The organism is Streptomyces sp. NPDC055955 (assembly GCF_042270245.1).
Classification (GTDB): Bacteria; Actinomycetota; Actinomycetes; order Streptomycetales; family Streptomycetaceae; genus Streptomyces.
Genome location: NZ_JBHJYS010000024.1, coordinates 170,819 through 190,324, shown reverse-complemented (window position 1 = coordinate 190,324; position 19,506 = coordinate 170,819). Strand labels below are relative to the sequence as shown.

The following is a 19,506-nucleotide window of genomic DNA, read 5'->3' as shown; positions in this document are numbered from 1 at the left end:
GCCCTCCACGACGACCGGCCCATCCCCAAGACCGCCACCGACAACTCCGTCGCCGCACGCACCGACTCACCAGTCTCCGCCGACACATAGGCCGTGTTTTAGAACGTGCGGGTGGCTGTCCATATGGTGAGGTCGCCCGCGATCTGGTCGAGACGGGTCTCGGTGGTCACGCGATGCTCGCGGCGAGTGGTGTCGCGGCGGGCGTTCGCGTATCCGTATCGGCCCTCGCTCGGGATGGAGCCGGAGGCGAACCACGCTGGGTCGTCCGGGTAGGGCTGCCGGATGACAACAAACGCAACAAATGCGTTGTCCAAGGCGTTGAGCTCGCCGATCAGCTCGAACAACGCGCCCTCGGACGCGCCCTCGGATGCGTCGTCGACTCTCGGGCGCGTACCCAGGCTGTCCGGCACCGCCCGTCCGGTCGTCCTGCCGGTACGGGCACTTCGCGCTACCGGAGTTGCATGACCTCTTACTGAACACGCAGTAGTCGTGGAGCGCTTGGCGTGCTGCGCCGATATTCGCCTGTCAGTCTCGACGGCCCCAGTCCAGGCGGTCGGCGAGACCGGCGGCGGTGAAGGCGGCTGCCAGTTCGTCATGGCCTTCGGTGAAGTGGGCCCAGCTGTCGTAGTGGACGGGGACCACGCGGCGGGCTCCGAGGAGTCGTGCGGCCTCGGCGGCCTGGGCGCTGCTCAGGACGATCAGCTGGTTGTCGAAGAGCTCGGGGAAGCGGGGGGCGCCGGCGAAGAGGAGGGCGGTGTCCACGGGGGCGTAGCGCCCGGCGATCTCCTTGACCGTGTCGAGGGAGGCGTTGTCACCGCTGACGTAGACGGTCGGCAGACCTTCCCCGGTGAGGATGAAGCCGACGACCTGGCCGGTGACCGGTTCGACCTCCTCGCGCGGGCCGGGGCCGTGGACAGCGGGAACCCCGGTCACGGTGATCGTGCCGCCGTCGGGGCGGTCCAGCTCGACGGACTCCCAGTCGGCCAGCCCCTTGGCCTTGCCCCCGAGGCGCTGTCCGCCGCCGGGGGTGGTGAGGGTGAGCGGGACCTCGGCGAGCAGGGCCCGGCCGGAGGTGTCGAGGTTGTCGGGGTGCTCGTCGTGCGAGAGCAGAACCACGTCGACGGGGCCGAGTTCGGCGGGGGCTCCGCCGGCGGGAGCGGTCTTGGTCAGGAACCGGCCGTCAGGACGGGCGTAGTCGCCCGGGGCATCGAAGGTCGGGTCGGTCAGGAACCGCAGACCGCCGTATTCGAAGAGGGCGGTCGGGCCGCCGAAGACGCGGACCGGGAACGGGGTGGTCGTTACGTCGGGAAGAGAAGACACGAGGCACCTCACGGATGGATGTCGTTTAACCGTGATGCGACGTTAGCCGCTTCTCACGGATACGCGCAACCCTTACCATGAGAGATATGAACGAGACCGTGACCGAACAGCCCGGCCTGTCGCCCGCTCAGGGCGAGGAAGCACATCTCTCCCTCGCCCTCGCCAACAGCTCGATCACGCTGACCGGCGGACACACGGTCGATCTGCTGGGCACCCCCGCGCAGGTGAACCAGTGGCTGACGGAGCGCGGACTCGCCCCGGTCGACGCCGGCGTGCGGGAGGTGTGTGCGACCCAGCTGCGCTCGCTGCGCGAGCAGGTCAGGTCGCTGTTCGCGTCCCGGACCGAGGGTCTGCCCGCTCTCCCCGCGGCGGTCCGGGCCGTCAATGACGCGATGACCCGCGTCCCCATCGCTCCGCTCCTGCAGTGGGACGACAAGACCGGTCCCTATCGCGCCACCCCGCACCCCACCTCCGCGATCGTGGACCACGCCGTCGCCACCCTCGCCGCCGACGCCGCCGACCTGCTCACGGGCCCAGACGCGGACCGCCTCACCGCCTGCGGGTCGGCCCCCTGCAACCGTTACCTGCTCCGCCATGGCCGCCGTCACTGGTGCTCCACCCGCTGCGGCGACCGCGCCCGCGCCGCCCGCGCCTACGCCCGCCGCACGACCACCCCGTAAGGCTGCGGCAAGTTCTCGCATCGTTCGGGTGGTCACCTGGCGGCCGTCCGTCCCGTCGCAGACACCTCTGGGAACCTCGCCCTGAGCGTCCCGGCCGCGACACTGGCGGGGCAGGACGATCCGGAGGCGCACCGTATCCTCGTCCGCCTCAAGACGCGGACCTGCGGCGGCGCTGACGAGTAGAGAAGACATGTATGCGGCGGTGGCCCGGCAGGAAGGGCCGCCGACTTCGGGCACGCCTGGAACTGTTGACCGCGCGGCTGCACGGCATACACCTTGAGCGCCCCTTGTGAAGTCTTGATGGATGAGCATGCGGCGGAGCCCGCGCATAGCTGATCATTAAGCGCCCTGCCCCCCACCTGGGATGGCCGTGTGACGTTGTTCGCTCGGTTGTTGCCATGGGAGTTGGTCCCTGTATGTCTTCCAGGCGTGGTCTTGTGCCTGCCGAAACCTCCTCACTCATCGGGCGGGAGAGCGAACTCCACGCCGTACAGCTGCTTTTGTCCGAGGCGCGGCTGGTTACCCTGACCGGCGCCGGAGGCATCGGGAAGACCAGGATCGCGTTGCGCGCCGCAGCGGAGTGCCAGGGCGAGTTCCCCGACGGTTCCTACTTTGCGGATCTGTCCGCCCTGTCCGACCCGCGGCTGCTCCCTCGTGCCATCGCTGAGGTCTTCGGCCTGTCCGGGCAAAGCAGCGTGGACCCGCTGAACCTGCTGATCTCGCATGTGGGGACGCGCAGGCTCCTGTTGATCATGGATACCTGTGAGCATGTGGTGGATGCGTGTGCGATGTTCGCCGAGGCCCTGCTGCAGGCCGCGCCGCATGTCACGATCGTGGCCACCAGTCGTCGGCCGCTCGATGCCTTTGGCGAGCACACCATGCAGGTGCCCCCGCTGAGCGCCGACAGCGAACACTCCGCAGCCGTCCGCTTGTTCACGGACCGGGCGGCCGCGGTCCAGCACGGACGGCGCTTCGATGATGCCGCTCGAGGCCAGGTTCTTGCGATCTGCCGACTTCTGGACGGCATCCCGTTGGCGATCGAGCTCGCCGCGGCCCGCCTCCGCGCGCTCTCCCTGGAACAGCTGCAGACACGTCTGAGTGACCGCTTCAAGATCCTCACGACGGGCCATCGGACCGCCCTGCCGCGTCACCGTACCCTCGATGCCGCGATCGGCTGGAGCTACGAGCTGTGCTCCCGCAAGGAGCGCCTGATGTGGGATCGGGTGTCCGTGTTCGTGGGATCCTTCGACCTCGCCGCGGCACAGGAGGCCTGCTGCGGAGATGAGTTGGCGGCCCACGAGGCTGCCGATCTCTTGTACGCCCTGATCGAAAAGTCGGTGTTGCTCCGTGTGGACACCGCCGCCGGCGACGGGGAGCGCTACCGATTGCTGGACACGCTGCGCGAGTTCGGCGTCAACCGCCTCAGAACATCAGGTGGGTGGTCGGCCCTGTGCAGACGGCATCAGGAGTACTTCCAAAAGGCTGCCGAATCGTTCTTCACGCACTGCATCTCCGAACATCAGGAGGGCCTCTACCGACGCGCGCTGGAAGACAACGACAACCATCGAGCGGCTCTGGACCGCGCACTTGAGCAGGTGGACGGCGATCCTCTGGACGCGGCCGACTTCGCCTACCACTTGTGGCCCTACTGGCTGTGCTCGGGTCAGGTCTCGGAAGGGCGTCACTGGCTGCGACGGGCGGGGGAGGCGCTCGAGAGGATGTGCAGCGCAGAAGCAGAACGAGCAGTGCAGGTACGCCTCCTTCGGCTCCGGGCCGTGCAGGGGTTCATGGCCACTCTGCAAGGCGACTTCACCGCAGCCCTCGAGCTACTGGTTCCCCTCGATCACCGGGCACTCCCCAGACAGGCCGCGCTCGGTGTCGAGTGCTCTGTACTCGTCGGCTGCTCGCTGGTCTACCTGGGCCCACGCGAGCAGGCCCGGGAACGTCTCACGGCGGCCCGTACCGCCCTCGGCGGTGACGGGAACCAGCTGCTGCTCGGCCTCGTGGACATCCATGAGAGCCTCCTGGCCAGCCTGTGCGGATCCCCCGAAGCGGCGATCGCCCGCGCCGACGCCGGGCTCGAACGCCTCACGCAGATGCCGGGCGAGTGGTCGATCACCAGCCACCTCCACCTGTGCCGCGGCCATGCGCTGCTCCAGAGGGGCGAACCCGCCCGATCGGCCGAAGCGGTCCGCGCGGGCCTCGGGCTCCTCCCGGACACACGGGACACCACCCATGTGGCATACAGCATGGAACTCCTGGCCTGGGCCTCCTGGCATCTGGGCCGGTGCGAGGAGGCCGGCCGGCTGGTCGGTGCGGCCGAACATGCCTGGTCGCTCGCCGAGGGGCGCACGCAGGAAGATGCCGGGGCTATGCACGACCTGAGCGAACTGGTGGTCCAACTGCGCCGCGCACAGGGCGACGAGAAGTTCGAGACTCGGTACGAGCAGGGCAGGGCGTGTTCGGTCACCGAGGCGGTGCAACGAGTGCTGACCGCATCCCCGGGCCCGGCCTCGACCGCTCCCTAGCGACTCGCGCACTGCCCACTCGCGGTCTGCGCATTCGAGATCGCGGACCTTGCGGGTGTGCCGGAAACGAGCCGCGCGTTGAGGCGGGCCGCGCCCCCTGCGCTGTCGGCTTGGCAGGGCTCCGTGACTGTGAAACGCTCATTTCATGGCATATCTGTCCCGCGTCGGCACATCGATCTTGGACGGTTGAGCCCGGCTGCCTGTCGGAAGTCCCCCGGATCCAGGCTCCCGTTCGGGAGTAAGGAACAGCCATGAGGGCGACTGACCACGCTCACGACCGCGACGACCACAGTGACCCCACCTTGTACCGCACTCCGGCGGATGCCGTCGCCGCGCCCCCGGAGAAGCTCGCCTACGTCGTCGGTTTCGACCCGGCCGCACAGCGCGCGGACGCATTGTTCACCGTCGGCACCGACCCCGAATCCCCCGAATACGGCCGCGTGATCTCCCACGCCGAGCTGCCCGGCCTGGGCAACGAACTGCACCATTTCGGCTGGAACGCCTGCTCGAGCGCGCTGGCCCATCCCGGTCATCACCACGCTGCGCGGCGCTACCTCGTCATCCCGGGACTGCGCTCCTCCCGGCTGCACATCTTCGACACCGGCCCCGATCCCGCCCGCCCGCGCCTGGTCAAGGTGGTCCAGCCCGAGGAGTTGGCCGCCAAGGCCGAATATTCACGTCCACACACACTCCACTGCGGTCCCGACGGGATGTTCCTGTCCTGCCTGGGCGGCGCGGACGGTGCGGACGGGCCCGGCGGCGTCGCGCTGCTGGACCACGAAAGCTTCGACGTGCTGCGCGCCTGGGAGAGCGACCGCGGACCGCAGTGGTTCGCCTACGACCTCTGGTGGCATCTGCGCCAGAACATCGCCGTGACCAGCGAGTGGGGCACCCCCTCGATGTACGAGAACGGCCTCGTCCCCGAACTGCTGCTGGATCGCCGGTACGGCCACTCGCTGCACTTCTGGGAGCTGGACTCCGGTCGGCACCTGCAGCGCGTCGATCTGGGGGACGAGAACCAGATGGTGCTGGAGCTGCGTCCCGCGCACGACCCCGAGGCAACGTGGGGGTTCGCACACACCGTCGTCAACGTCGAGGACCTGTCGGCGTCGGTGTGGCTGTGGAACCGGGAGGGCGAGGACTTCGTGGTCCGCAAGGTGATCACCATCCCCGCCGAGCCCGCGCAGACGGAGGACCTGCCGCCGGCGCTGCAGCCGTTCGGCGCCGTTCCCCCACTGATCACCGACATCGACCTGTCGGTGGACGACCGATGGCTGTACGTATCCACCTGGGGAACCGGCGATCTGCACCAGTACGACGTGAGCGACCCGTTGCATCCGCGGCGGACCGCGACCGTGCGTCTTGGTGGAGTCGTCAGCCGACAGCCGCATCCCGCGGAGCCGGACACCCCACTGACCGGCGGAGCGCAGATGGTCGAGCTCAGCCGCGATGGGCGGCGCGTGTACCTGACGAACTCCTTGTACGGCTCCTGGGACGCGCAGTTGTATCCCGCGGGCATCGACCCGTGGATGGTCAAACTCGATGCCGACACCTCGCACGGCGGGCTCGCCGTCGACAGCCGCTTCTACCCGCACGGCCCGGACTTCCTGGGCCTGAACGTGCACCAGACGCGCCTGCAGGGCGGCGACGCCTCCTCGGATTCGTACTGCTACCGCAGCTGACCGCTGGTGCTCCGCGAGAGCCTGCCGAAGGTCGTGTTGTTGCGGCTCGGCTCGGGCGTCGCTCTGTGCGGAGTGCGTCGAGGATCTGGCGGCACATGTCGGCGCGGCGGCGGTTCGCATCGGGGCACATCCGACGGAGCCGGTTCGCCCGGGTACCGCACACGTAAGCCCGCCACCCTCGGAGGGAGAGGACAGGTCCTCCGTGCTCTACGCAGCAGGCGCGCACACTGTCGACGCAATCGCGTGGCAGCTGCCCTCCACCGGAAGGCTGGTGGCCGTGGCGCTGGTGGCTGTGGCCACTGTGGTGGGCGCCTGGCTGGCACGGCGCGGATCCGGCCGGCCTGCGCTTCTGCCGGCCGCCGCGTCGGGGATATTGCTGATCATCGCGGTTCTCGATCTTCTGCCCGACGCGTGGGACGAGGCCCGTGAGGCCGGCGTGCCGCCGTGGGCGGTGCCGGTCACCGCGCTCGCCTCGTACGGGGTGATGGGTGTCGTGGTCCGTATCGGCTGCCCGTGCAAGCCAGGTCGTGCGAGTGGTGTCGGGGCGGCATCAGCTCTCGCTCTGCACCGCTTCCTGGAGGGGTCGACGCTGGCGCTGACCGCCTCGGTCGCCGTGGTGGCGGCACTCCTCGTGCACGCGGCCGGCGAGGGCCTGGCGCTGGCCGCCCTGCTGGGGGCGCAACCGCAGCGGCGGGTGGCTCCGTGGATCGGGCTGGCCTGCTTGAGCCTGGTCGCGGGAGCCTTCGTGGCGAGCGCTCTGCCCATTCCGGACGGCATCATGCCGCTGCTGCTCGCCTTCGTCGGCGGCGTACTCGCGCAGGCGGCGTGGGTGGCTCTCACACTCGCCCATCAGCAGCGGCCCGCGGAGCGGCGCGTTCTCGGGGTGCCGGCTGCGATGGCGATGACTCTCGCGGCCGTCCTCACCGCGCTCTTCGTCCTCATCGGGACAGCCAACCGCTGAGCGCGCGACGTGTCACACGAGGGCGATGAGGATCGCGGGAACCGGCGGGCACGGCCGCGCGACTCCCTGCCTTCGGCTCGTGAGATGTGCAGACCGGCGTGGAGGCAGAGCACAGGGGCACGCAGACCTGTCCTTCCCGACGTCCTCACTGGATGCAGGCAGCTGCGCGCTGAGGCACCGGCAAGACGGGGCACAGCAGCACGACAGATCACGATGCCGCGGTGTCCTGTGTGCGTGAAGACATCGGGTGGCCGTCGGGCGAAGCGCGGACATCGGTGACCGAGGCTGCGACCTGGGCGGATGGCGTATCGGCACCGGCAGTGCCCGGCCACCTCCGCGAGCAGGGGGCGCGGGGAGCGACGCCCTGCGGCCCGGGGCGGCGGTCTGCCGCGCCCGGTCGCTCCGCGGGAAGAGGGTGTACCGCTGCTGGACGACCATGCCGATGTGGCGCCGCTGGGGCGGCAGGTCCGTGACGTCGCGGTCGCCGATCGGGACGCGGCCCGGCGCGACACGCGACCTGGACCGCCGGCCGTCACGCCGCTCTCCTTCATCCCCGCGATTCCCGCTCTGAACGGCGCCGATTGGTACGGGCTGAAGGGCGCCCAGCCATGGGGTCTGCTCGCCGTGGGCCTGCTCGGCAGCTGATCGCGCGGGACAGGAGCCGATTTTGAGCACTTGTGTCTTTCTTTTCGCACTGCTTGACAGCGCCCTCTCGCCACCAGCAGGATCACTCCCGTGAACCTGTCAGACAGCCAGACAGGTGGACGGATACCGCGGCGCGTCAGCGCCATGGAAGCGGTGCTGACCCACCTGCGCGGCGCCATCGAGCGCCGCGAGTACGCCATCGGCGACAAGCTGCCTTCCGAGGCGGAGCTGTGCCGCACCCTGGAGATCAGCCGGCCTGTGCTGCGGGAGGCCCTGCGGGCCCTGCAGACCATGGGCCTGACTGTCTCCAAGACCGGCAAGGGCACCTTCGTCGTCGCCAACACCGTCGAGGACCCCACCTTCGGCGACTACGCGGCCAGCGACCTGCTCGAAGTGCGGCGCCATGTCGAGATCCCCGTCGCCGGGTACGCGGCGACACGACGTACAGCGGAGAACCTCGACCACCTCGCCCACCTCCTGGACCGGATGGAGCGGGAGACCGACACCACCGCGTGGGTCGCGATGGACACGATCTTCCACATCGCGGTCGCCGAGGCGTCCCAGAACCCGGTCTTCCGCCGGGTCATCGAGGAGATCCGGGACGCGTTGGCCCGCCAGTCGGCCTTCCTGAACGAACTCGGCGGCAGGCGCGAGCAGTCCAACCGCGAGCACCGGGCCATCGTCGAGGCTCTGATCGACGGCAGCGAACACGACGCGGTCGAGGCGATGTCCCATCACCTCGACCGCGTGGAGACCACCCTCACCGACATCGTGCGCTCCGCGCGTACGGACACCCCCACGGAAGGCGGACCCGAGGCGTGAGTGAGCAGTCCCTCCAACAGGAGGCCATATCCGCCGAGAAATCGGCCGCGCACGTCGACGCCGGAGACGCCGGCTACAGCAAGTCGCTGAAGTCCCGGCACGTCAACATGATCGCCATCGGCGGGGCCATCGGCACCGGCCTCTTCCTGGGTGCCGGCGGCCGCCTCGCCGATGCCGGTCCCTCGCTGTTCGTCGCCTACGCGGTCTGCGGCCTCTTCGCCTTCCTGGTCGTCCGCGCGTTGGGCGAACTCGTCCTGTACCGGCCGTCGTCCGGCGCCTTCGTGTCGTACGCCCGTGAGTTCCTCGGCGAGAAGGGCGCGTACATCGCGGGCTGGATGTACTTCCTCAACTGGGCCACCACCGGCATCGCCGACATCACCGCTGTGGCCGTCTACACCCACTACTGGGGCATGTTCTCCGACATCCCGCAGTGGGTGATCGCGCTCATCGCGCTCGCCGTCGTCCTCACCGTCAACCTCATATCGGTGAAGATGTTCGGCGAGCTGGAATTCTGGTTCGCGATCATCAAGGTGAGCGCGCTCGTCGTCTTCATGCTCATCGGAATCTTCCTGCTGGTCACGCAGCATCCGGTCGGAGGTCACGCCCCGGGTCCGTCCCTGATCACCGACAACGGCGGCGTCTTCCCCAACGGTCTGCTGCCGATGCTGCTGATCATCCAGGGCGTCGTCTTCGCCTACGCCTCCGTCGAGCTGGTCGGCGTCGCCGCCGGCGAGACCGAGAACCCCGAGAAGATCATGCCGAAGGCCATCAACTCGATCATGTGGCGCGTCGGTCTCTTCTACGTCGGCTCGGTCGTTCTCCTGTCGATGCTGCTGCCGTGGAGCAAGTACAGCGCGGACCAGAGCCCCTTCGTCACCGTGTTGTCGAGCATCGGCATCCCGGCGGCGGGCGGCGTCATGAACCTCGTCGTCCTCACCGCGGCCATGTCGTCGCTCAATTCGGGCCTGTACTCCACCGGCCGGATCCTGCGGTCCATGGCGGTGTCCGGCTCAGCTCCGAGGTTCACGGGCGTGATGAGCCGCAGCCAGGTCCCCTACGGCGGCATCCTCCTCACCAGCGGCATCTGCGTCCTCGGTGTCGGCCTCAACTTCGTCGTCCCCGCCGACGCGTTCGAGATCGTGTTGAACTTTGCCGCGATCGGCATCCTTGCCACATGGGGCATGATCATGATCTGCCACGTGATGTTCTGGCGGAAGACGCAGAACGGCGAACTGTCCAGGCCGAGTTACCGTCTGCCCGGTTCGCCGTGGACCGAGATCGTGACCATCGGCTTCCTCGTGTCCGTGCTCGTGCTGATGTACGCCGACGGGGGAGCGGGCCGGACGACCGTGCTGTGTCTGCCGGTGATCGTGGCGGCGCTCGTGGCGGGATGGTACGGAGTGCGTCGCCGGGTTGCGGGGATACGCGACGGGGCGGACGCGTGAACGAGGCAGTGATGTGCGGCAGAGCGCCTGCCTCGGCACCCGTGGTCCGCGAGCCCCTCCACGCACCGGTGGCCCATCTCGTACGCGGCGGTGTCATCGAAGGCATCCACTACGGGTCGGTGGTCGTCCTGGCCGCCGACGGGAGGGTGGCACTGCAGATCGGTGACATCGAGGCCGCCTTCTATCCGCGCTCGGCGCTCAAACCCGTACAGGCCGTGGCGATGCTGCGGGCCGGGCTTCCTCTCGACGGCGAACTGCTCTCGCTCACCGCTGCCAGCCACTCCGGCGAGGAACGGCACCTCGCCGGCACCCGGCGCATCCTCGAACTGGCCGGCGTCACCGAGGACCATCTGCGCAATGTGCCCGACCTGCCGTTCGACCCGGTCGTCCGTGATGCCTGGGTGCGCGAGGGGCGCCTGCCCTCCCGGCCGGCCCAGAACTGCTCCGGCAAGCACGCGGCCATGCTCTACACAGCCAAACTCAACGGCTGGTCCCTCGACGACTACCTCGACCCCGGGCACCCGCTCCAGCGGGCCATCGCGGAGACCGTCGAAGACCTCACCGGACAGCACATCTGCCAGGTGACGGTCGACGGCTGCGGCGCACCCCTCTTCTCCGTCTCCCTGCACGGCCTCGCCCGTGCCGCCGCCCGCATCACCACCGCCGCGCCCGGCACCCCCGAGGCACGCGTGGCGGACGCGATGCGCGAGCACGCCGAGATGGCCTCAGGTTCCGGCCGGGACGTCGCCGCGCTGATGCGGGCCGTGCCCGGGCTGCTCACCAAGGACGGCTTCGAGGGCGTACAGCTCGCCGCGCTGCCGGACGGCCGGGCCGCCGCAGTGAAGATCGCCGACGGCGCCGACCGCGCGCGCATCCCCGTGGCCGCGGCCGCCCTGGCCCGGGCCGGGGTCGACCCGGCGGCACTCGCCGAGTTCGCAGGGGAGCCACTGCTCGGCGGTGGCAAGGCGGTCGGCAGTGTCCGGCCGGTCCGCGCGCTCGACCCGCTCACCCCGTAACCGCACGTACACCCTCGTCCGAAAGAGGATCCGCACAGCCATGACCGCCGCAGCCACCACCCGCAGCGAGCACGACCTGCTCGGCGACCGCGACGTCCCCGCCGAGGCGTACTGGGGCATCCACACCCTGCGCGCCACGGAGAACTTCCCCATCACCGGAACGCCGATATCCGCCTACCCGCACCTGATCGACGCCCTCGCCGCGGTCAAGGAGGCCGCCGCGCTCGCCAACGAGGAACTCGGCCTGCTGGAGCCGAGGAAGGCCGCCGCCATCGTCGAGGCGTGCCGCGAGATCCGCGACGGCAAGCTGCACGACCAGTTCGTCGTCGACGTCATCCAGGGAGGCGCCGGCACCTCGACCAACATGAACGCCAACGAGGTGGTCGCCAACCGGGCGTTGGAGCTGCTGGGCCACGAGAAGGGCCAGTACGAGCACCTGCACCCGAACGAGAACGTCAACCTCGGCCAGTCGACCAACGACGTCTACCCGACCGCCGTGAAGATCGCGACGGTGTTCGCGGTGCACGGCCTGCTCGAGGTCATGGCCGTGCTGCAGGACGCCTTCGCCCGCAAGGCCGTCGAGTTCCGGGACGTCCTGAAGATGGGCCGCACGCAGCTCCAGGACGCGGTGCCGATGACGCTCGGGCAGGAGTTCTCGGCATACGCCGTCATGCTCGACGAGGACCGCAGCCGCCTCGCGGAAGCCGTCGAGCTCATCCACGAAATCAATCTGGGCGCCACGGCGATCGGCACCGGCCTCAACGCCCCCACCGGATACGCGGAGTCGGCCCGCCGCCACCTCGCCGAGATCACCGGGCTGCCGCTCGTGACGGCCGCGAACCTCGTCGAAGCCACTCAGGACTGCGGCGCGTTCGTCCAGATGTCCGGCGTGCTCAAGCGCATTGCCGTCAAACTCTCCAAGAGCTGCAACGACCTGCGCCTGCTGTCGTCCGGGCCGCGCGCCGGCCTCGGCGAGATCAACCTGCCTCCGGTGCAGGCCGGTTCGAGCATCATGCCCGGCAAGGTCAACCCGGTGATCCCCGAGGTCGTCAACCAGGTCGCCTTCGAGGTGATCGGCAACGACGTCACCATCACCATGGCGGCCGAGGCCGGACAGCTCCAGCTCAACGCCTTCGAACCGATCATCCTGCACTCCCTCTCCGAGAGCATCACCCACCTGCGGGCCGCCTGCCTCACGCTCGCCCAGCGATGCGTCTCCGGCATCACCGCCAACACCGAGGCGCTCCGCGCGACCGTGGAGAACTCCATCGGCCTCGTGACCGCGCTCAACCCGCACATCGGCTACACCGAGGCCACCAGCATCGCCAAGGAGGCCCTCGCCACCGGCCGGGGTGTGGCCGAACTCGTCCTGGAAAAGGGCCTGTTGCCGGCCCAGGAGCTCGCCGACCTGCTGCGACCCGAGGTCGTGGCGGGCCAAGGACCGGCCCTCGCCTGACCCGCGGATGCGCGCCAGGAGCAACCCGGCGGCACCTGCAGCGATCGATATCCAGATTCCGGCTGGGGGAGCGACGCGCAGGTCGGGTGCGGGGCGGCCTGCTGCAGTTCGTCGTCCGTCGGGTTGACCGTGAGGAACTCGCCGATGTCCGTCGCGGTGGCTCGGTGGTCCTCCGGGGATTTCCGGGCGAGGTGATCGTCAACGGCCTCTGTGTGCGACTGGTGTGTCGCGGAGAGGCCCTGGTGGAAGTAGGACCCCAGGAGGTGGGAGGGCGCCGTGAAGTGCTCACGCCGCTCCCAGGCGGTCTGTGGGCGCCGTGAACGATCGTCGGCCGAAGCTTTCGCGAGGAAGTGACGGAGGCGATGACGGATGCCCCGCAGACAGTCCTGGCTGATGTCGGTGCCCGTTGCTGGCGCTGTCGGTGTCAAGCGCGGTGCAAGCCGGTGAGGCCAGCGCCGTCAGTAGATGATGGACACGATCTGACACGCGGCTTCGGCGAGCCGACGATCTCCTTGTAGACGGGAGCGGGCCAGGGCTTCCGAAGAGTCGACGTTCCGCGTACACAATCGCCAGACGGTTTCTGTGTCCAGCAGCACGGCTGCGGTCGGTCGGCCGCTCGGCGCCTCGGCCAACGACCATCGGTCCGCGGTGGCAGTCGCCGTCCAAGTGCCGCCGGCCGGGCCCTCGGCGACGAACTGGACCTGCGCCCCGACTGGTGCTGACGTGTGCCGGAGTGTGTGGGGCAGGGCCCGCATGAAGGTATCGAGGACCACGCTCAGCGCACGTGGCTCCGGGTCGGTGTTGCGGCCGATGGCGTGGCGGATCTGCTGGCGGTGAGTCCAGTGCTCGGTGAACTCCCGAGCGATGTCCAGCCAGGCCGGCGAGGGATCCACGCCTGCCCACGACACGCCCAGGGCGGCCGCGTCAAGGTCGGCTGTGGCGAATCGCCGGGCGAGCTGAGCGCCTGCTCCGGCCAGGGCATCGATGAGCGAGGCAGGGCTGTCGTCCGCGTGCAGGTCGACCCATTCCTGGTTCGTGCGGTGGACGAACTCCTCGACCGTCTCGCCCTCAGCGAAGCCGTTCCGGTTGTCGTGGCCGAGGCGGCCGTAGTAGTCGCCGAGAAGGTGGGCGGCAACGGCGTGCACCGTCCAGTGCCCGGTTGCCGTCCTGCTCCAGTCGACGGGAGTCAGGCCACGCAGGGTATCGAGCAGCGACCCGTTCTCCGGACCGAACAGTGCACGCGCGTCGATCGGGTCACCCAGCCAAGACGTGCCGGACATGCCGTCGGACTCGGGACTCATGGCCCCAGCCTGTCAGCCAGGAACCCCGGTCGGCCATCGAATACTTCCGCCAGGGAGCGTCCGGTGTCCCTGTGGGTGCCGGGGAGTTGGGCCATGCGGTCATGCAGCGTGTCGGTACTCGTGGTGGGCGCTGCCGAAGCGGTCGTGTCGGCTATGGGGAGGCCGGCGATTCGCTCGGGTTCGAGCGGTTGGGAGCGGGTGGAGCGGAGCGGCGTCCGGAGCGATCGGTGGGTGTGATGCTCGTTGCGATGTGCCTCGTAGGCGCGTCAGGCGTGGCGCGGGTGCTGCTCGTTCCAGATGGGGTGCCGTCGGTCGAGGTGTTCGCGGAGGAGGGACGCGCGGCCGGTCGTGGTGATCCGGAACAGGCAGGTCGCCCGGCAGGCGGGTTTGGCCGGTGTCAGTCGCCTTGAGCGATGAAGTCGGACAGCGCGGCAGCGACGGCGTCGGGCTGTTCGTCCGGGATGAAGTGCCCTGCGTCCGGCACGACGACCCCGGTGGTGTTGCCGGCCCACGGCCTGATGGAAGCTGCCATGTCGGGGATGGAGCCGTGGCTGCCGGAAATCCCGAGAACGGGCACTGTCAGGTGTTGTCGTTCAAGGGCCTCGTGGTTCCTCCGTGCCGATTCAGCGGCGTCTCGGTAGTAGGCCAGGGAAGCGCGGAGTCCGCCGTCAGCGGCGATGGCCGCGGCGTACTGCTCGATGTCGGCGTCGTCGAAGGTGTCGGGGGAGAGGGTCTTGGCCTTCAGGAACCAGCCGACGTATGCGCGTTCGCGGCCTGTGAGCAGTGTCTCGGGCAGGTCGGGCACGAGATGGAAGGCGAAGTGCCAGGTTTTCCACGCCACCTCGGGGTCGGTCGGGATGGTGTCGGGGAGTGTGATGCCCGGGATTCCGGCGTCGAGCAGCGCGACGCCACGCAGTTGGCTCTGGTATTTCAAGGCGAGGGAGAAGGCGACCCACGCGCCGATGTCGTGGGCGGCCAGCCAGTATGTCGAAACCCCGAGCGCGTTCACCGCGGCGTGGACGTGTGCGGCGATCGTGTGTGTGTCGTAACTGCCGTCCGGGCGTTCGGAGTGGCCCTGGCCTGGCAGGTCGATCGCGATGACATGGAATCGGCCGGCCAGGCCGGGCATCACCTTGCGCCATGCCCGCCAGGTCTGCGGGAACCCGGCGAGCAGCACGACGGCCGGGCCGGTCGGCTGACCGCCTTCAACCGCGTGAAGCCGGACGCCGCCCGCGTCGACCCAGCGGTGTGTGAAGCCGTCCAGGTCGTCCAGTGGCAGGTCACGGACTGGGGTGTCGCAGAGGTGGGGGGTGGCTGCGGGGTCGGTCATGGTTTTCCTCCATTGCTGTGGTGCGTGCTGATGCGGTGTGTCGGCCGAGGGTGGGGCCCTAGGACCTGTCGTCACGCGGTTGGCGAGCATGGTGCTCGAGATCCGTGTCCTGACGGCCTGATGCGCGCAGGCCGGCACCGCGATGTCGTCGATCTCCGTGCGGTCTTTCGGGTGAGCGAAGGGGGACCTTCACGCTAGCCATCTTGGATCGATCGGTCAAAGATAGCTCGACCGATCGATCCAAGATGCGGGTAGGCTCACAGCAGGACGTGACAGGGACGTGCGGGAGGAGGTGGACGCCGTGTCCGGCCGAAAGCAGTTCGATACCAGCGCGGCTCTGGACCAGGCCATGCGGGTGTTCTGGCAGCGCGGGTACGCGGACGCCTCACTCGATGCCCTCGGTTCGGCCACCGGCCTCGGCCGCGGCTCCCTCTACGGCGCCTTCGGCAACAAGGACGCCCTGTTCGGCAAGTGCCTCGACCGCTACGCGTCGATCTACGGCGCGCAGTATGAGCAGGCGCTCGCCTCGCACTCCGGTGATCCGGTGCGCGCGGTCGAGGCATTCTTCGACGTCATCCTGGGCCGTATCGCCGACCCGTCGGTCCCCGTGGGGTGCCTCATCGTCCAGTCCGCCGCGCAGTCGATGACGCTGAAGGAGGAGAGCGGCGCGCAGGTGCGTGGCCTGCTCGACATGCAGCGCCAACGGGTGCGCGCGGCCCTGGAGGACTCTTCGGTGGACAGCCGGACGCTCGACGAGCTCGCCACGTTCGTCGTCGCTGTCAACCAATCGCTGGCTGTACTGAGCCGTGCCGGAACCTCCGGCGCCGAGCTGCGCTCCGTGACGCGGCTCGCATGCACCACGGTGGCGGACACGCTCGCCCGGGCAGCTTCCGAGGGCATCGCCTCAAGCTGACGGATGTCGGCTCCGCCAGGACGCGGCCTTCTGCGAGCTGGTCGCGCTGATGGGCTCTCGTATTCGAGCAGGCTGCGTGCAATTATTGCCGCATGACAACTATTGGTGCTCCGAAATGAATGGCGAGTCGGGCGGCCTCGATCGGGGCGGGGTTGAGGTGGTCGCGCTCGCCGGAGAGCTTGATATCGAGACGGCACCCGACGCCCGGGTGACGCTCGGGGCCGCGCTCCGCTCCGGTCGGTCGGTGGTACTGGACCTGTCCGGTGTGACGTTCGCCGACTCGACGGCTCTGAGCCTCCTGCTTTGGGCCAGTCGGGGAGCGGTGTACCTCGCCGGCCCCCTCGCCCCCCAGGTCGAGAGGTTGCTCGAGGTTTCCGGGGTGGATGACTACCTCACGCTCCATCCAAGTGCTGCCGAAGCTCTCGCCGCAGCTGGCGGAGGCGCGGAATAGGCGGAGCGCGTCGGCCTGTCGATGGGTTCGCGGTGGGCGATTCGCGCGACGGCCTCGGTGGCGGCTGGTGGCCGTGGTGGGTGAGCCGTCACGGGGCGAGCTGTCGCGCTGCCCCTGGTTGGGGGCGAGGGCTCTGGGGGGCGTCGCATCCGGAAGGCGAGACCCCCTCGCCGCGCGGCTGGGTGCGTGCGGCGGCCGGTACGTGTCATGCGATCCGTAAGCCGTGGGCGTCCAGGCTCGATGAGGGGCGGGGTTCCCTGAATCCAACACGTGTGTCAATATTTGCCCTAGGGCAACAGTTGTCGACAGCGCGACACGGCCACCATCAGAGGAGTACGGACCACGCCGTACAGGGCGAGACTGACGTCGCCGAACTCGCCGACGGCGCACAACTCAAGCGACAGGTCGGCCCCACCCTGCCGATGGCGCTGTGGCTGGGCGGCAAGGGCCGCATCCGCCGCCGCCAGGTCGGGATGACCGTCACGACCCCGGAGGCGGAAACCCGCCGAAGCAGGCGAAGGTGCGCGCGGGCATCGAGTTGTCCGGCCTCGGTGCCGAGGTGGAATCCGGCGCGCCACCCGCGGACAACGTCACCGACAGGACGGGCGAGGCCCTGGGCGACAAGAACTGAGGCCGTCCCGGCCGCTGCTCGTCACACACGATCTCGAACTCAGGCGCCGTCCCGAGGCCGACAAGCCCGGGCCGGCGGCGAGGCGTGCGAAGTGCCCGTGCGCGCCGCGATGCGCCGACCGGAACATAAAGGAAGGCAGGGTGGCATGACCGCAACATCGATGCACTCTCATGAAGGTGAGACAGGGCAGGCCACGGCGACTCGTGACATCGGCATCGGACATCAGGGCGGTGAACTGCCTTGTCTCGAGGACCTCGGGAAGATCGCGCCCAGAGACGCGCGTGATCTGTCGAAGGTGTTCTTCGGCCGGCTGCAGGAGCTGGAAGAAGGGACCGAGGAGTATCAGTACGCCCGCAACACACTCATCGAGATGAACCTGTCGCTGGTTCACTTTGCGGCCTCACGCTTCCGGAACCGGGGCAGCGGTGACATGGAGGACATCGTTCAGGTCGGCACGATCGGCTTGATCAAGGCGATCGACCGGTTCGACCTGTCCCGCGAGGTTCAGTTCACGTCGTTCGCCGTCCCCTACATCGTCGGGGAGATCAAGCGGTTCTTCCGGGACACCACCTGGGCCGTCCATGTGCCGCGCCGGCTGCAGGAATTGCGCGTCCAGCTGGCCAGGGGCAAGGACGAACTCTCCACCGTGCTGGACCGCGATCCGACCGTCGGGGAACTCGCCGAGCATCTGCGACTCAGTGAGGACGAGATCATCGAAGGGATGATCGCGGCCAACGGCTATACGGCGGGGTCGATCGACATGCCGTGCGATCCCGGCGAACCTCAACTCGAGGGAGCGCGCACGCTCGCGGACGTCCTGGGTGACCCCGACCCTGCCATGGAAACCGTGGAGAACCTGCGCTCGCTGGCCCCACTTCTGGAAGATCTGGACGAGCGCGAGCGCCGCATCATCGAGATGCGCTTCGGTCAAGAGATGACGCAATCGGAGATCGGCGCAGCCATCGGCGTGTCCCAGATGCACGTGTCGCGGATCCTGGCCCGCACCCTGGTGAAGCTCCGCAGTGGCATGCTCGCCTGAGTCTGCCCCTTCGTGAGTCTCGGCAGGATGCGGTGCGGGCCTCGACGGAGGCCCGCACCGCATCTCCTGCCCACGCTCAGGTGGCCGACGTCGTCAGGGGGCGAGGCCGGTCAGCCGAGTGTTGCGCGATGCGGGAATGCTCGCTGTCCGGGCCCGCTGCCCAAGGGCCTGCCGGTTCTGCGTGATGTCCCGGAACTTCCGGCAATTCGGCCTCCATGTCCGTGACGGACTGAGGTGCACACTCCTGTCGGCCCTTCAATGCCTCCTCCTTGCTCATTGCCTTCGATCGGACATCAGCGGTGCACTGATGCCGGCGCTCCTGTACCGCCGCGACGTCGGCCTCGCCCGCGGAGACGGCCGCTGTCGGCTCCGTCGCCGTGTGACGTAGGGCAGGTGACCCGGGTCGAAAGCGGCGGAGCGCTGGACCGGAACATGGGTAGGACGCCTGGCCGGCCGACGGCGGAATCGGCCTGTGGCTCCCACCACTCGGCACTGACCTCCGACGCGGACGCTGACCGGCGGGGGTTCGCCGGCAAGACCCCGTGGCTGACAAAGCTCACACGCGAGTGAGAGAGTGTTGATATGCCCCGAAGCCTTCCGTCCCGCAGCCAGCAGGTGGCCCAAGCCGCGTGCAGTGTGTCGGAACTGCTGGAGGTGCTGTGGGGGCGCGGCCAGGAATCCGCACCCTCAGGGCCTCTCTCGCCCTCGCAGTTCCGGGCGTTGACCGTGATCCAGGAGCAGCAGAAGGTGAATCTTCGGACCCTTGGCGACGCGCTTGGATCACGCCCGTCGGCGGTCAGCCGCCTGTGCGACCGCCTGGAGGCAGCCGGGCTCGTCGAGCGCCTTCCCAGCACCACCAGCCGGCGCGAGGTCGACCTGCGACTGAGCCGTCGCGGATCTGTCGTTCTCGAAGAGTTCCGCACCGCGCGTGCGCGTGAAGTAGAGGCCGTGCTGGAGTCGATGGCGCCGGCTGACCTCGCGACGCTGGCCGAAGGGCTGGAAGTGTTCCGGGCCGCCGCCGCCGCGCACATCGGCCTGCCGGGCGAAGCTGTTTCGGAAGACGGGCCTGCGGCGTCCATCGCTTAGGCGAGGGCGGCTGCACACGGCCGCGTCTCGCACTCCGCCCGCTCCGCGACAGCAGGCTGAACCCCCTTTGCGTAACAGGCGAGGCTCCGGTGTCCTCGCACAGCTCTAGACTGTTGCCATAGGGATACTGTTGCCCCACGGCAATATATTCTCGTGTCGAGGTCTCCCTCGGCGGCGCACGTCGTCGACCGGCGGGAAGG

General features: G+C 68.9%; 17 protein-coding genes and 1 pseudogene. 13 read left to right on the top strand and 5 right to left on the bottom strand.

Features of this window, described 5'->3' with window-relative positions; genetic code table 11:
* Positions 1 to 98: 98 nt before the first annotated feature.
* A complete protein-coding gene (locus ACFC96_RS36850; RefSeq protein WP_376616474.1) occupies positions 99 to 410 on the bottom strand; it encodes a hypothetical protein in 312 nt (103 codons plus the stop codon).
* 115 nt (positions 411 to 525) lie between these two features.
* Positions 526 to 1,320 carry an MBL fold metallo-hydrolase gene (locus ACFC96_RS36845; RefSeq protein ID WP_376616473.1) on the bottom strand — a complete coding sequence of 265 codons (795 nt, stop codon included), beginning with the start codon at positions 1,318 to 1,320 and terminating at the stop codon, positions 526 to 528.
* A gap of 86 nt (positions 1,321 to 1,406) precedes the next feature.
* On the opposite strand from ACFC96_RS36845, the gene ACFC96_RS36840 reads away from it, so the two are divergent.
* The 9 genes from ACFC96_RS36840 (at position 1,407) to aspA (ending at position 12,555) form a co-directional block, all read left to right on the top strand.
* Positions 1,407 to 2,000 carry a CGNR zinc finger domain-containing protein gene (locus tag ACFC96_RS36840; protein WP_376616471.1) on the top strand — a complete coding sequence of 198 codons (594 nt, stop codon included), beginning with the start codon at positions 1,407 to 1,409 and terminating at the stop codon, positions 1,998 to 2,000.
* Positions 2,001 to 2,398: 398 nt separating this feature from the next.
* Entirely contained in the window at positions 2,399 to 4,528 is a 2,130-nt protein-coding gene (locus ACFC96_RS36835) for a hypothetical protein (RefSeq protein ID WP_376616470.1), read from the top strand.
* A gap of 251 nt (positions 4,529 to 4,779) precedes the next feature.
* Complete coding sequence (locus ACFC96_RS36830; protein WP_376616468.1) at positions 4,780 to 6,210, top strand: selenium-binding protein SBP56-related protein; 1,431 nt, start codon at positions 4,780 to 4,782, stop codon at positions 6,208 to 6,210.
* A 202-nt stretch (positions 6,211 to 6,412) separates the two neighbouring features.
* Positions 6,413 to 7,171 (top strand): hypothetical protein, encoded by a 759-nt coding sequence (locus tag ACFC96_RS36825; RefSeq protein WP_376616466.1) that lies wholly within the window; start codon positions 6,413 to 6,415, stop codon positions 7,169 to 7,171.
* A gap of 444 nt (positions 7,172 to 7,615) precedes the next feature.
* On the top strand, positions 7,616 to 7,816 hold the full coding sequence (locus tag ACFC96_RS36820; protein ID WP_376616464.1) for a hypothetical protein: 201 nt from the start codon (positions 7,616 to 7,618) through the stop codon (positions 7,814 to 7,816).
* Positions 7,817 to 7,960: 144 nt separating this feature from the next.
* Entirely contained in the window at positions 7,961 to 8,638 is a 678-nt protein-coding gene (locus ACFC96_RS36815) for a FadR/GntR family transcriptional regulator (RefSeq protein ID WP_376616490.1), read from the top strand.
* Positions 8,635 to 10,083 (top strand): amino acid permease, encoded by a 1,449-nt coding sequence (locus tag ACFC96_RS36810; protein ID WP_340457825.1) that lies wholly within the window; start codon positions 8,635 to 8,637, stop codon positions 10,081 to 10,083. Before ACFC96_RS36815 ends, ACFC96_RS36810 begins: the two co-directional genes overlap by 4 nt.
* Positions 10,084 to 10,094: 11 nt before the next feature.
* Entirely contained in the window at positions 10,095 to 11,099 is a 1,005-nt protein-coding gene (locus ACFC96_RS36805) for an asparaginase (RefSeq protein WP_376616488.1), read from the top strand.
* A 40-nt stretch (positions 11,100 to 11,139) separates the two neighbouring features.
* Complete coding sequence (gene aspA / locus ACFC96_RS36800; protein ID WP_376616462.1) at positions 11,140 to 12,555, top strand: aspartate ammonia-lyase; 1,416 nt, start codon at positions 11,140 to 11,142, stop codon at positions 12,553 to 12,555.
* 104 nt (positions 12,556 to 12,659) lie between these two features.
* Here aspA and ACFC96_RS36795 read toward each other — a convergent pair.
* From ACFC96_RS36795 to ACFC96_RS36785, 3 genes and pseudogenes are all read right to left on the bottom strand, one after another.
* A pseudogene (locus tag ACFC96_RS36795) lies at positions 12,660 to 12,983 on the bottom strand (contact-dependent growth inhibition system immunity protein); the annotation flags it as partial.
* 30 nt (positions 12,984 to 13,013) lie between these two features.
* Positions 13,014 to 13,856 carry a maleylpyruvate isomerase family mycothiol-dependent enzyme gene (locus ACFC96_RS36790; protein ID WP_376616460.1) on the bottom strand — a complete coding sequence of 281 codons (843 nt, stop codon included), beginning with the start codon at positions 13,854 to 13,856 and terminating at the stop codon, positions 13,014 to 13,016.
* Positions 13,857 to 14,253: 397 nt separating this feature from the next.
* Positions 14,254 to 15,186, bottom strand: coding sequence for an alpha/beta fold hydrolase (locus ACFC96_RS36785; RefSeq protein ID WP_376616458.1), 933 nt, complete (start codon positions 15,184 to 15,186; stop codon positions 14,254 to 14,256).
* A 301-nt stretch (positions 15,187 to 15,487) separates the two neighbouring features.
* Here ACFC96_RS36785 and ACFC96_RS36780 point away from each other — a divergent pair, with 301 nt between their 5' ends.
* From ACFC96_RS36780 to ACFC96_RS36765, 4 genes are all read left to right on the top strand, one after another.
* Positions 15,488 to 16,099, top strand: a complete 612-nt coding sequence (locus ACFC96_RS36780; RefSeq protein WP_376616456.1) for a TetR/AcrR family transcriptional regulator — start codon at positions 15,488 to 15,490, stop codon at positions 16,097 to 16,099.
* Between the two features lie 115 nt (positions 16,100 to 16,214).
* The gene (locus tag ACFC96_RS36775) at positions 16,215 to 16,550 is read left to right on the top strand and encodes an STAS domain-containing protein (RefSeq protein ID WP_376616454.1); all 336 of its coding nucleotides are present in this window, start codon (positions 16,215 to 16,217) and stop codon (positions 16,548 to 16,550) included.
* Between the two features lie 776 nt (positions 16,551 to 17,326).
* Positions 17,327 to 18,220 carry an RNA polymerase sigma factor SigF gene (locus ACFC96_RS36770; RefSeq protein WP_376616452.1) on the top strand — a complete coding sequence of 298 codons (894 nt, stop codon included), beginning with the start codon at positions 17,327 to 17,329 and terminating at the stop codon, positions 18,218 to 18,220.
* Between the two features lie 582 nt (positions 18,221 to 18,802).
* Positions 18,803 to 19,306, top strand: a complete 504-nt coding sequence (locus ACFC96_RS36765) for a MarR family transcriptional regulator (RefSeq protein WP_340457832.1) — start codon at positions 18,803 to 18,805, stop codon at positions 19,304 to 19,306.
* The last annotated feature ends 200 nt before the right edge of the window (positions 19,307 to 19,506 follow it).